Below are 13984 nucleotides of genomic sequence, written 5' to 3'. Positions count from 1 at the left end.
TTGATAACAATTTCCTGTTGACCAATTAAGCTATCAACAACAAGACCTGCCTCAACTTCACCTTTTTTAACAATAACAACGATCAATTCAGATAAATCTTCCTGACCCTCATCAATATTTAAGACGTTTTTCATTCTAATAATAGGAAGTGTTTTATTTCTATAGAGAACCACTTCTTGATCTTGAACCATAGTGATGTTGCTTGTTTCAATCGTCGTGATTTCTTTAATGTTGTTAAGTGGAATTGCATATTTTTCTTCGTTTAGATTTACCATTAAGGCTTGAATAATAGCAAGCGTAAGTGGTAATCTAATGACGAATTTGCTGCCTTGACCAAGTGTTGAAATCACTTCAACAGTACCGTTAATTGCCTCAATTTTTGATTTAACAACATCAAGACCAACGCCCCTGCCTGAAATATCCGTTACCTTGTCTGCAGTACTGAAACCAGCATTGAAAAGAAGATTGATAATTTCCTTTTCACTCATATTTTCAGCTTCATCCTTGGTAATTACTTTCTTCTCAATAGCCTTTTTCATGATGATATCAGGATTGATACCCTTACCATCATCTTCAACTTCAATGACAACTGTGTTACCATCTGGGTAAGCTCGTAGTGCAACAAATCCAGTTTCATCTTTACCAGCTCTAACACGCTCATCTGGTGATTCAATACCATGATCAAGTGAATTTCTAATTAAATGAATTAACGGATCGCCGATTTCATCAATTACAGTTCTGTCAACTTCAGTTTCTTCTCCTGACATGAACAATTTAATATTTTTGCCAAGATCCTTAGAAAGGTCTCTCACGAGTCTTGGGAATCTATTGAAAGTTCTTTCCACAGGAACCATTCTTACTTTCATAACCGCATCATGAAGACTGGTTGTGATTCTCTCAAGATATTCGATTGCTTCATTCATGTTGTTTTTATTTGATGAAGTGTCTAAATCTTCAAGTCTCGTTTTGATGATAATAAGCTCACTTACAAGGTTCATCAAATTATCCAAACGACCAATTTCAACCCTAACGGTTTTTGATGTCTTGCCTTTATCCTTACCCTGAGCATTGTCATCTTTCGATTTGCTTGACTCTTCGGTAGCAACAGCAGTTTCAATATCGATTTCGACATCTTCGTGTTTTTCATGCTCAATTAGGTCAAGCTCAGATAGAGGCATCACAATAACATTGCTTATTTCAGATATTTTCATGAGTTCACTTTTGGTGTAGTGCTCATCAAGTTTTGAAAAATAAAGAATTTCAAATGAATCGTCAAATTTTTCATCTTCAATTTCTTCAGCAAGTGGATATGATTTTATAATCTCACCAAATCTTTCAAGTGTGTTGAAGACAATAAAAGAACGTGCTGCTTTCAGCATACAGCCTTTATCTAATACAACTTTGATTAAATAAGGCTTCACGCCCATTTCAAGTGCTTTGCTGATGATACTTTCCACATCATTAATTGAGATATTGAACTCATCATCATTTGTTGGTCTAGTTGCTTCAACCTTTGGAGAGGCTTCACGTGTTGGTGATGATGCTTCAGCTTCTTCACCAGCTGCAATTTTTTGAAGTTTTATTACCAATTGAGAAGAGTCTAAATCTCCCTCATTACCTGTTTTTTCAAGATTGTCTATATATTCTTCGAGTGCATCAAAACATTCAAAAAGTACATCGACAATTGTGCTCGTTACTTTAAGTTCCCCATTTCTAACCAAATCGAGTACATTCTCCATTTTGTGTGTTAAATCAGCAACTTTCGTGAACCCCATTGTGCCTGACATGCCTTTTAATGTATGTGCGATCCTGAAAATTTCACTTAAATAACTTAAATTTTCGGCATTTTTTTCAAGATCAAGTAATATTTCGTTCATAGTTTGCAAATGTTCTTTGGATTCATCGATGAATATTTCTAGGTATTGACTCATATCCATATGCACTACACCTCCATGGCTTTCATAATTTCATTGGTAATATTAGAAAGGCTAACCACCTTATCTACAACCCCAAGTTTAATAGTTGACTTAGGCATACCGAACACAACACAGCTTTCTTCGTCTTGTGCGATAATATAGCCCTTTTTATCCTTAACGCATTTGAGTCCTTCTGCACCATCAGCGCCCATACCTGTCATGATGACCCCAATAACATTTTGATCATTTAAATCCGCTATTGAATACATCATAGCATCTACAGATGGCTTGTGTCCACTAACGCGTTCCCCATTATCTAATTTTATCATAAATTGACCTGATTGTTTATATACTTTTATATGACTATCTCCAGGTGCCAAATATGCCCAGCCTGACAGGATGACATCACCGTCCTCAGCTTCCTTAACCCTTATTTGACTCATGGTATCCAAGCGCTCAGCAAGTGATTTGGTAAAACCAGGTGGCATATGTTGAACAATTAATATACCAGCATCAATATCTTTAGGAATATAAGGAATTACTTCTTGAAGTGCTCTAGGACCACCAGTTGAAGTGCCAATGGCAATGAGTTTTTTAAATCTTGAATTGCCTTCAGGTCTAGTGGTAGAAACAGGCTTTTGAGGTTTTGCGGAGATAAATGGTTTTGGTCTCTCTAGGATCACAGGTTTAGATACCTTGGTCCGACTTGCGAAACGAATTTTTTGTAGGAGTTCCTCTTTCATTTCCGGAGTAGATACCTTGATGAGTGAGGAAGGTTTTGTTATAAAATCAAACGCACCTAAATCAAGTGCCTTTAAGGTTTCATCAGCACCTTTTTTAGTCAAACTACTTAACATAATGATCGGTAATGGATTAGATTCCATGATAATTTTAAGAGCTGTAAGACCATCCATTTTAGGCATCTCAATGTCTAAGGTCACCACATCAGGTCTACTTTTCTTTATTTTTTCTATGGCTTCTTCACCGTTTCGAGCAACGTCTACAACTTCAAAGCTGTCATCTGATTCAATCATATCTGAGATTACTTTTCGCATGAAAGCAGAGTCGTCTACTACCAATACTTTAATTTTCATTTACATCAACCCTTTTTTTATGAGATTTCTTTCAATTTCGAATACATATGCGACAATTTTAGACTGAGTATTAGCATCAATCTCTAGAAATTTTATACCCACTTCATACCTATAATCATCTTTTTTCTCATTTCTTGTGACTTCGCCCTTAAATTTTACCCAATCACCACTAATTTTGAACTCGCCTTCTAGATAATCGCCTAATTCATATGACTCTTTGATTAATATTCTTAAACCGCCACCACTTAAGTCCAAGGTATCAAAAGGAACTTTTTCATGGATGACTTCATCGATAAGAATGTCTTTTTCATTTTTAAACTTAGCGAGCATCTTTTGCTTCATCTGTGCAATTTCTTCTTCTGAGAGGTGTTTTTCGAAGATTAAATTACCATGTGACATTAAACTCACTCTGAAAAACTTGCGTCTTTGGATTTTTTTTATATCAGATGCAAGATTTATGATGACACTCGGTAAATTATCATATTTAACGCGGTCCTTCATAGTGCCTTTGAATAAATACATACCCATATTTTCTATATAAAATCTAAAGTAGTAAACATAACTTTTATCGAGGGGATAGAGATGTCCCTCGAACACAGGATTCGATAAAATGATTTGCGAATCACTGGTGACTTCATAGACAAAACATTTGAGCGTAATAGACTCATTATTGTCTTTAAAGATCATTATATCTACTTCATCTGCAACTTTCAGATATTTAGAGAAATTGTTCATTTAAACCACCTAAATCTTATTAATTAGTTTATTGATAAACGTTTTAAAACTGTGGGCGCTTTTGACATACTTGCTGTTATTCTCAAGATTGTAGGCAATATTTTCAATACCCTTGCTTGAAATTGCTCTTGGATAAGCCTCAAGTACTGGCATTTGCTTCCTAACTGCCTTCTTTAAGTTAGAGTCTTCAAAGATATAGCCCATGTTTTCAAGTTCTTTACTTAGGAATTTTGAAACAGCCTGTTCAAGCTTATTAAACACTTCATCGCCTTCTTCATTTGAATCCACGCGATTGATGATCAATTTGATTTTCTTATCATCTTCCTTGACGATATTCTTAATAAGGGCATAGGCATCTGTTATCGATGTCGGATCTGGCGTAATCACAACAATAATATCCGATGCGGCATCCACAAATGAAAGCACCGATTTACTTAGACCTGCACCTGTATCAATTAGAATGTAGTCAGATACATCATTGAAGTAGAGCAAGGAATGAATTAACTTTTCGAGTTGATTTTGATCCAAGTCTATAAGATCCATAATCCCCGATCCACCCGATATGATATTAATATCATAGGGTCCTTTAAAAATACAATCTTGTACAGGTATTTCACCTTTTACAACATGAGACAAATTATATTTAGGAACAATTCCAAAAAGAACATCAACATTGGCAAGCCCTAGATCGGCGTCTATGATTGTTACGCGCTTATTGAGCTTGGCAAGTGCTATGGCCATATTAACCGTGAAGTTCGTTTTACCAACGCCCCCTTTGCCACTTGAAACCGTAATAATTCTAGCATCATGCTTGTTTGCTGATTCAGATGAATTTTCCTGAACGATATCTCTTAATTTCTGTGCCTGATCCATCATATTTCACCACCATGAAAATCCTATTTATCATTATCATCATCATTGTCAAAAATATAGTTCACTATTCTATCTTTATCTGCCAATTCTATATCATCTGGTACACTTTGTCCGATAGCAAAATAAGATAAGGCCTTTCCAGTCAACACCTTTATGTTTAATATATTTCCATAAGAGGTTGCTTCATCAAGCTTTGTAAAGAGCAAACGGTAATCTGTTAAAAAGCCATATGACTCGATGATGCTCTTCATATCCTTGAAGCTCGTCGTCATGCTCATAACGAGGAAAATTTGAACAGATTTTAAATACTTAACGAGTTCGTCATAATCTGATTTAAGTTCCTTGCTCTTGTGGCTTCTTCCTGCTGTATCAATTAGGATATAATCCTTATCCTTAAACTTATGAAGGGCATCTTCAAGCTCACCTGCCTCATAGATCACTTCAAGTGGAATTCCTAATATTTCACTGTAGGTCTTTAATTGCTCTACGGCTGCAATCCTATAGGTATCAGCCGTAATTAGACCCACTTTTTTATTTTCGATCAGTGATAAGCGTGCGGCAATTTTAGCAAGTGTCGTTGTCTTTCCAACACCTGTTGGCCCCAAAAACATATAAATATTTGGCTTTAGAAGCGGGTCGGTGTCAATCGACCTAATATCGCCAAGATACTCCTTTGTAATGACCTTCATGGCATTTAAAATGGCATCTTGGTTTTTATCGTTTAAGCTAATCTGTCGCTGAACGATATCCATGATTTTTTTAGCAATAGATTCTTGAATATCGAGTGATTTTAAGAAATCAATATAAGAAATATCCTTCTGCTGTGGCGCCTTATGTTCGATATTCTCAACCTTCTTGATGAGTTCTGTAACCATCTGTTTTAATTCAAGAACTTCACTGTTGGAGACAGGTGCGATTGACGGAACAGCCTCAAGAGGCTTAACCTCTTCCACTGGCTTTTCTATCACAACTTCCTTAGGCTTAATAAAGACCTCTTCCTTTACAGGTTGCGGTTTTGTAACATCAGAATAAGTCTGAATTAAGGGTTCATCAATCGCCGCCACAACTTCAATGAGTGGTTTTTTGAAAAACTTAAACAATCCGCCGGTTTTAATTTTCCGCGTATTCAAAATAACAGCATCCATTCCGAGTTCACTTTTAATTTTAATCATGGCTTCATTCATATCTTTGACTAAATAGCGCTTTACTTTCATTAAATACTCACCATCCCTGCAGATTGTATATCAATATCTGATTCTATTTCATTATAGGATAAAACTACTAATTCCGGAATAGACTGCTCCGTCATTCTCTTGAAGTAAAATCTCACAATTGGTGCCGTCACAACGATAGCCTGCTCACCCAACTGCATAAGCGTTCTAACCTCTTGTGCCAAACTCGTAATGATGTTTTGACTTGTCATTGGGTCAATTGAGAGATATGTGCCATTTTCATTTTGCTCGATGGCTTCCATGAGCATGTTTTCAAGACTTTGCTCTAGTGTCACCACTTTTGCTCTACCAAAAGGAAAATATGTCTTTGAGAGCTGTCTAGAGAGTCGCTGTCTAACGTATTCCGTTAGTATATTCACATCTCTTGTAGATCTTGCATAGTCGGCAAGCGTCTCTAAGATGGTCACCAAGTCTCTAATGGATACAAATTCTTTCAACAAATTCGATAAAACCTTCTGGATATCACCAAGTGACATCAGACTTGGCATGAGCTCTTCAATAAGTGCCGAGTTATTTTCTTTAATATTTTCAATAAGCTGCTTGACATCTTCTCTATTGATGAGTTCATAGCTATGCTTTTTGATAACTTCTGTTAAATGTGTCGATATAACTGAGGACGGGTCTACCACAGTATAACCTAAAAGTTCCGCCTTCTCTCTTAAATCAGATCGAATCCACTTTGCAGGGAGCCCAAAAGCAGGCTCAACCGTATCTATACCATCAATATCACCTTCGACAACACCTGGACTCATGGCCAAATAGTGGTCAAAGACAATATTGCCTTTTGCGATATCATTTCCTTTAATCTTAATAAGGTACTCACTTGAGTCCAGTTGAATATTATCTCGAAGTCTTATCATCGGCACCACAACACCCATTTCAAGGGCAATTTGACGCCTAATCATCACCAAACGATCAAAGAGGTCTCCGCCTTGGTTTGGATCAGCAAGTGGTATAATGCCGTAACCAAACTCAAGTTCAATGGGGTCCACTTGCAATAAGGGAATAATGTTCTCCGGTTTCCGAATATCATCTTCACCTCTTGCCTCTGCTTGTTCTTCTTCAAGTTCAGCCTGGTCTTCAAGTTCTTTTTTATCTTGAGTTAATCTAATGGCACTTAAAATAATTGCAATTCCGATTGTGACGAAGGGGAAATTAGGCAGTGGTGTTCCGATTCCTATAAGCATAAGAACAGCCCCTACTATGTAGAGGACCTTTGATTGAGCAAAAAGTTGAGATAAGACATCCGTACCGAGGTTAGACTCAGATGCCGCCCTCGTTACGATAATACCCGTTGCAACTGAAATCATCAGTGCAGGTATCTGACTCACAAGGCCGTCTCCCACAGTTAAAAGCGTAAACTTTTGAATAGATTGCGCCAGCGTAAGCCCCATAAAGAAGGCACCAAGCATAAACCCAGCAACAATATTAATTACCGTGATGATAATGCCTGCAATTGCATCTCCCTTTACGAATTTACTGGCACCATCCATGGCCCCATAAAAATCGGCTTCTCTTTGGATTTTTTTTCGCCTGGCTTTGGCATCCGCCTCTGTGATCAAGCCTGAGTTTAAATCCGCGTCAATAGCCATCTGTTTACCTGGCATTGCATCAAGTGTAAATCTTGCAGCGACCTCGGAAACACGCTCAGAACCTTTTGTGATTACGAGGAACTGAATGATGACGATAATCAGGAAGATGATAAAACCGACTATCGCATTTCCACCGACAACAAAATTACCAAACGTGTCAATGACCTCCCCTGCTTTACCAGTAGAGAGAATATAACGCGTGGTTGATATATTAAGCGCAAGTCTGAAAAGCGTCGTAATTAAGAGTATCGATGGAAACACTGAAAATTCCAGTGTTTCTTTTACAAACATTGAAAGCACCAATATCGTGAGCGCCAATGAAATGTTTAATGCCAGGAAAAAATCCAGCCATCCCAATGGTACCGGTATAATAATCATTAATATAATGACAATTACTAATAAAGCCATTATCACGTCACTAAAACGCATTTATAGGCCTCCTATTATTTTTTCTCTTGCTTTAAATTATATACGTATGCTAAGACCTCTGCAACTGCTTCATACAAGTCTGTTGGAATAAACTCACCTATTTCAACTGTTTTATATAAAGATTGTGCTAAAGGTTTGTTTTCGACAATGGGAATATCATGTTCGCCTGCGACCTTTTTTATGTTTTGTGCAATTAAATCCTGCCCCTTGGCAATAACAAGGGGGGCTGATCCGACTGACTGGTCATACTTGAGTGCCACCGCAAAATGGGTCGGATTAGTGATGATAACATCCGCTTTTGGAACTTCCTGCATCATTCGGCTCATGGCAAAAGCTCTTTGCTTTTCTTTGATCTTGGCCTTTAGCTGAGGATCTCCCTCGCTTTGCTTGTACTCGTCTTTAATTTCCTGCTTTGACATCATCAAATCCTTGTTGTTTTTCCATTTCTTATAGGCGAAATCGAAGATGGCGATGATAAAAAGAAAAACCGCACATCGAATTACCAAGCCATAAGTGATGTTCCACATGACAAGAATTGTTTGTCGAGGTTCAAGTTCCAAAACTAAAATTAACTCTCTAAGATGCTGTCTGACATATGATATGGCCACATATAGCAACAAGGAAGCTTTTGTAAGTGATTTTACAAGTTCAAAAAGAGACTTGGTGGAAAACATGTTTTTGAGTCCTTTAAGTGGGCTCAATTTTTCGAGTTTAGGCTGTATGGGTTCAAGCGTAAACAAAAATCCAACTTGTACCACATTCATAAATACACCTGTAACGAGGGCAACACCTAATAATGGTAACGAAACCTTCAAAATGAACATCAAGGTCTCGTCAAGATAATTTTTGATATCCCCCCCTGAAAAAAAAGCTTCAGGTGATTCCATGTATCCAGCTGTCATTTGCATAAATCCAAAGAGCTGATCAACCATATATTGACCATAAAAGGACAACATAAAGAATACAGCCAAGAGGCCAACCGCAGCTGGTAAATCCTTGGTCTGCGCAACTTGACCTTTTTTCCTTGCGTCACTGAGTTTTTTGGAGGTAGGTTGTTCGGTCTTCTCTTCTGAAAATAACTGTAAATTAAACTTTAATATCATATCAACCTCAGCTTTTCCATTTAAAATAGATTAAAGAAACGAACAATGTATCGGAAGCCATCTCCTAAAATTTGAGCAAATATTTCGTAAAAATATGGCATTAGAATAATAAAGAGTAAAAAACCAAAAAATATCTTAAATGGCATCCCCAAAATAAAAATATTCATCCCAGGCATTGCTTTTGATAATAAGCCTAAGATGATATTGGCTATTAAAACGGTTATGACAAAGGGCGATGCAAGCTGAAATCCTAAAACAAAGGATTCTTCAACTATATCCAATAATATATCAAACGAAGGCACACTAAAAAAAAGCGTTCCCAGTTTGATTTTTTCGAAGGAGACAACAAGTGCCGTGATAACTTCATGATGGAAATTAAGCTGCAAGAATATCAACATTGCAAAGATATAAAACAAGTTTGATGTAATGGCAATCTGAGATTCATCAAGGGGGTTAACGACGTTGACCATTGCAAAACCCAAATCCCTATCAATTAAATCTCCTGCAAAATAAATAAAACCAAAGTACATGGTTAATATTAAGCCCATAAACACGCCTATGAGCACTTCATTTACAATCAAAAAAAAGATTTGATAGGCACTTGAGACGTCATATAGGATGTTGGATTGAATAAGGGGAAATAAAATTATGGACAAAAATAAAACAAATCCAATCTTGATTTGCGCTGGATAATTTCGGCTTCCAAAAATAGGTGCCGTATAAATGAGTCCCGCTATTCTTGCAAATATCAAAATGATATCAAAAAAAGGAATTGACATGATTAACCCCACTAATAAATGATCAAATCAATCATACTGAAAACATTATTCGTAAACTCTATAAGGGAATTTATGATCCATGATCCTGTTAAAATTAAAATCAAAAATACCACAACGATTTTAGGAACAAATGCAAGTGTCGCTTCCTGAATTTGCGTCGTTGCTTGGAAAATGGCAATGATAAGACCAATTAGAAGTCCCCCTAGCAGCATTGGTGCCGCAAGAAGAAGAATGACCTTAATGGTTTCTGAAAACAAATCTATAATCATACCTTCAGTCACTTGCCACACCTACCTTATACTCAATATAATCTTTTCAACTATTAAATGCCATCCATCCACCATTACAAATAGCAATATCTTAATCGGTAGCGATATCATAACTGGTGGTAGCATCATCATCCCGAGCGCCATTAGCGTCGATGCAACAATCATGTCCACCACGATAAAGGGGACAAATATAAGAAATCCAATCTCAAAAGACAATTTTAATTCACTAATTACAAAGGCAGGAATTAAAGCTGTCATTGGAATATCTGCGTTTGAACTTATATTATCGACATCTGCTATATCCAAAAAAAGCGCTAAATCCTTAGACCTCACTTGACGTAGCATAAAGTCTTTAAAAGGCTCTTTCGCTATATCAACTGCTTGTTCTAAGGTTACAGTGCCTTCTTGCATAGGAAGATATGCATTTTCATATACATCATTGAAAACAGGTGCCATAATATAAAACGTCAAAAATAAAGCCAGTCCAATCAATACCTGGTTTGGCGGTGTTGACTGTAAAGACAAGGCTCTACGTATGAACCCCAATATGATAATGATCCTTGTAAAACACGTCATCATCATCAAAATTGAAGGTGCTAGAGATAAAACCGTAAGCATCAATAGAATTTGAATACTATTTGCTACTTGAACATCTCCATTTTCACTTGACACAGTGACGTTAATATCCGGAAGCCCGATATTTGTTTCTCCAAAAGATGCGTTTAGAGAAAATATGAATACAAATACAATTGAAAACAATAACAGCAATTTGAGATGTAGATCAATTCTATTTAAGTTTCTCTTACTGATCGTCATTTTTTTTATCCTTCTTAATTAAAAGTCTTTCTAATTGTTCTGCGAACTTGCTGTTAGTCGCTTGCTCATCCTTTAAAAATGATTCTATTTTTAAATCATCACGTTTATCCATGAGATACATACCATTTTTATCAATCCCTATAAAATAAAAAATATTCTCCAGCTCCACTAAAAGCAAAAACTTATCATTTGAAAGGGCTATACGTTCTAACACCTTAACTTTACGGTCTTTCAAAGAGATATAATTCTTTTTAGTTATAAACTTAGAGAATATCCATAAAAAATATATTAAGATTGATATCACGATAAAATACTTCAAGGCAAACCAGAAGTTATCAGTCTCGTAACTTTTTGAAAGAATGGCAGAATAGGTGAATTTGCCAAACACGTAAATCACCTATCCTAACACTTTTTTAACGGCTTCAATTACACGATCTGCTTGAAACGGCTTGACGATAAAATCTCTAGCGCCGGCTTGGATCGACTCAATAACCATTGCCTGCTGACCCATAGCGGAGCACATAACAACTTTAGCATTTGGATCGAAAGCTTTGATTTCCTTAACAGCTTGAATACCATCTACTTCTGGCATTGTAATATCCATTATAACCAGTTCAGGTTTCAATTCTTTATATTTTTCAATAGCTTTTTGACCATTTTCTGCTTCACCAACAACATCATAACCATTCTTAGTTAAGACATCCTTGATCATCATCCTCATAAATGCTGCATCGTCAACAACTAATATTGTATTAGCCATATCGTTTCCTCCTTAATAATTATTCAGTGATTCTCTTAGGTATGATAATATCGGTTATTCTGATACCGTAATTCTCATCAACTACGACGACTTCACCTTTTGCGATTCTCTTGCCATTTGCAAGTACATCCAAAGGTTCCCCTACAAGTCTATCAAGCTCAATAACCGTTCCTACTCCGAAATCAAGAATTTCATTGATTTTTTTACCAGTTCTACCAAGTTCCACAGTAATTTCAAGCGGAACATCCCTGATAAGTTCTATATCATTATTATAATACATTTGAGCAGAATTGCCATCAAAATTTTCAAACTGCAAAGGAATAGCATTTACTTTTTCATTTGAAAGGTTTGATTTTCTGTCATCTTCTTCATAATAATACTGAGGCTTCGGTGCTTCTTGTTTAGGAGAAACCTTTTCTTCTTCCATTTTTGGAAGCGGTTTACTAACAGGAACAGGTTCCGGTTCAGGCTCAGATTTACCCTTAATGATGGTAGCCACCATTTGTTTGGCAACATCAACTGGTAAAACTTGCATAATTTCAGAATCAATTAAGTCCCCAACTGTCATTCTAAAAGCAATTTTAACCACTCTATCAGACTTTGATACCCCGAATTGCGTATAATCTAACTCTGAAATCTTATCATGGTAGGCTTCTGGTGGTGAAATATCAATTTTTTTACCTAACATTTCAGATAGCGATGTTGATGATGAACCGATCATTTGATTCATCGCTTCACCAATAGCGCTTAAATGAAGGTCGTTAAGCTCGTTTGAAATATTGGTACCATCGCCACCCATCATTAAGTCCGTTATAATTTTAACATCTTTTTCATGTAAAATCAAAAAGTTTACGCCTTCAATTCCCACTTTATAGGTAATATTAATAAGTACTGAAGGACTGATAAATTCTTCTGAAAGTCCTTCCATTGTCGTTTCAGAAACTTTTGGTGTTGTTATGGTTACTTTCTTGTTAAGTAAGGTAAAGAGAGTCGTTGCGGCTGTTCCCATGCTTATATTACCAATTTCACCAATCGCATCTATTTCTTCTTCAGTTAGCTGAGAAACTGCTGTATTATCAGATGTACTGCTACTACCACCACCTAATAAAGCATCTATTTCTTCTTGCGAAAGCATATCAGTCATCAATTTCATCCCCTTCCGTTATAACGTCTGTAATCATTACAGCAACATTTTTCTTTTTGATACCAGGTTTACCATGAAATTTAAGTTTATCTTCAACATATATTTCAAGTGGATCATCTACTTTTTTGTTGAGTAAAATAATATCCCCTTTTTGAAGATTTAATAGTTCTGAAACAGAGATATTTGAGCCACCTACGATACTTTTCATACTTAACATAGATTTACCGATACCGGTTTCAAGGGCATCTCTCTCAGCCTCAGTCACTTCCTTTTTGTTACTTGTTGCAAACCAAAGTCTAGAACTTAAGCTTGGTAGTATAGGTTCAATTACGAAGTGAGGAATACAAATATTGACCATCCCTTCAGTATCACCTATATGAATATTAAAGGTTACAAGTGCTATAGATTCTGCTGGGGAAACAATTTGAGCAAACTGTGAATTGGTTTCGATGTTTTCCAGTTTTGGTCTAAGCTCTACAATATTACCCCATGGTTCTTTTAGGAGGTTGATGAATTTGATCAAAATATTTCGAAGCAAAGTCATCTCTATTTCCGTTAAAGAGCGGCTTTCTTTATTTGAAGAAGGTGATTTACCAGAGCCCCCAAGAACACGTTCAATCATGGCGTAGGCAATATCTGAGGAAACATCAATAATGATCTGACCATTAAAAGGTGCAAAATCAATTATACCCAAGATAGCAGGGTTTGAAATAGAGTTGCTAAACTCAGTATAAATCAAACTCTGAACAGATATTACATCTACCTCAATATAGGTTCTGAGGTAACCTGATAAAAAGTTGTTGAGGAGTCTAGAAAAGTTTTCATGAATAATTTCCAGAGTTCTAAGCTGATCTTTGGCAAATTTGTCAGGTCTTGAAAAGTCATATTTTCTGACTTTCTTCTCCTTTTTCTCCTCTTCGATGTCCTTAACGTCAACTTCACCAGTACTAAGCGCGGCCAGTAGTTCGTCTATCTCATTTTGCGACAAAACATCAGACATATCCTCACCTCCCTTTTCTGCAGATTTATTGTTATTTCATTTAAAACACTACTTATAGTATAAAAAATACACTCTCACTACTATTATCGGCAAATCTTAATTTTTTTTTAGCCCTGAACAATAAAAGGTTGAATATAAACATCTGTAATGGTCTCTTCATCTGATTCCAAGACTTCAATAACCATTTCCTTAATTCGATCTCTAATTCTTTGCTTGCCGTTTGGCTTATCAATATCAGCCGA

At 36.3% G+C, this 13984-nt stretch carries 15 protein-coding genes; all 15 read right to left on the bottom strand.

The annotated features are described in order from the left end of the window. Window positions 1-1937: Hpt domain-containing protein (locus AC220I_RS10090; protein ID WP_486723698.1), on the bottom strand; the 1937-nt coding region annotated here is incomplete at its 3' end. A 5-nt stretch (window positions 1938-1942) separates the two neighbouring features. Further along, window positions 1943-3010, bottom strand: a complete 1068-nt coding sequence (locus AC220I_RS10085; RefSeq protein WP_486723697.1) for a protein-glutamate methylesterase/protein-glutamine glutaminase — start codon at window positions 3008-3010, stop codon at window positions 1943-1945. Then, window positions 3011-3745, bottom strand: a complete 735-nt coding sequence (locus AC220I_RS10080; protein WP_486723696.1) for a flagellar brake protein — start codon at window positions 3743-3745, stop codon at window positions 3011-3013. A 9-nt stretch (window positions 3746-3754) separates the two neighbouring features. Then, complete coding sequence (locus AC220I_RS10075; RefSeq protein ID WP_486723695.1) at window positions 3755-4621, bottom strand: MinD/ParA family protein; 867 nt, start codon at window positions 4619-4621, stop codon at window positions 3755-3757. Window positions 4622-4641: 20 nt separating this feature from the next. Beyond that, window positions 4642-5832, bottom strand: coding sequence for a flagellar biosynthesis GTPase FlhF (gene flhF / locus AC220I_RS10070; protein WP_486723694.1), 1191 nt, complete (start codon window positions 5830-5832; stop codon window positions 4642-4644). Beyond that, window positions 5832-7871: a flagellar biosynthesis protein FlhA gene (gene flhA, locus AC220I_RS10065; protein ID WP_486723693.1), complete on the bottom strand. Its 2040-nt coding sequence runs from the start codon at window positions 7869-7871 to the stop codon at window positions 5832-5834. Before flhA ends, flhF begins: the two co-directional genes overlap by 1 nt. Before the next feature lie 14 nt (window positions 7872-7885). Beyond that, on the bottom strand, window positions 7886-8974 hold the full coding sequence (gene flhB / locus AC220I_RS10060; RefSeq protein ID WP_486723692.1) for a flagellar biosynthesis protein FlhB: 1089 nt from the start codon (window positions 8972-8974) through the stop codon (window positions 7886-7888). Window positions 8975-8994: 20 nt separating this feature from the next. Beyond that, entirely contained in the window at window positions 8995-9753 is a 759-nt protein-coding gene (gene fliR, locus AC220I_RS10055; RefSeq protein ID WP_486723691.1) for a flagellar biosynthetic protein FliR, read from the bottom strand. 11 nt (window positions 9754-9764) lie between these two features. Further along, a complete protein-coding gene (gene fliQ / locus AC220I_RS10050; RefSeq protein ID WP_486723690.1) occupies window positions 9765-10034 on the bottom strand; it encodes a flagellar biosynthesis protein FliQ in 270 nt (89 codons plus the stop codon). A gap of 9 nt (window positions 10035-10043) precedes the next feature. Next, a complete protein-coding gene (gene fliP, locus AC220I_RS10045; RefSeq protein WP_486723689.1) occupies window positions 10044-10838 on the bottom strand; it encodes a flagellar type III secretion system pore protein FliP in 795 nt (264 codons plus the stop codon). Further along, complete coding sequence (locus AC220I_RS10040; RefSeq protein WP_486723688.1) at window positions 10825-11226, bottom strand: flagellar biosynthetic protein FliO; 402 nt, start codon at window positions 11224-11226, stop codon at window positions 10825-10827. The genes fliP and AC220I_RS10040 overlap by 14 nt, the downstream gene beginning before the upstream one ends. 9 nt (window positions 11227-11235) lie before the next feature. Beyond that, window positions 11236-11598 carry a response regulator gene (locus tag AC220I_RS10035; RefSeq protein WP_069876578.1) on the bottom strand — a complete coding sequence of 121 codons (363 nt, stop codon included), beginning with the start codon at window positions 11596-11598 and terminating at the stop codon, window positions 11236-11238. A gap of 19 nt (window positions 11599-11617) precedes the next feature. After that, window positions 11618-12742 carry a flagellar motor switch phosphatase FliY gene (gene fliY / locus AC220I_RS10030; protein WP_486723687.1) on the bottom strand — a complete coding sequence of 375 codons (1125 nt, stop codon included), beginning with the start codon at window positions 12740-12742 and terminating at the stop codon, window positions 11618-11620. After that, a complete protein-coding gene (gene fliM / locus AC220I_RS10025) occupies window positions 12735-13742 on the bottom strand; it encodes a flagellar motor switch protein FliM (RefSeq protein WP_486723686.1) in 1008 nt (335 codons plus the stop codon). Before fliM ends, fliY begins: the two co-directional genes overlap by 8 nt. A 107-nt stretch (window positions 13743-13849) precedes the next feature. Next, window positions 13850-13975, bottom strand: a complete 126-nt coding sequence (locus AC220I_RS10020; RefSeq protein WP_486723699.1) for a flagellar basal body-associated FliL family protein — start codon at window positions 13973-13975, stop codon at window positions 13850-13852. Between the last annotated feature and the right edge of the window lie 9 nt (window positions 13976-13984).

This window comes from Fusibacter sp., from assembly GCF_057447755.1.
The sequence above is the reverse complement of the archived record's forward strand: the minus strand, read 5'-3'. Positions and strand labels throughout refer to the sequence as shown.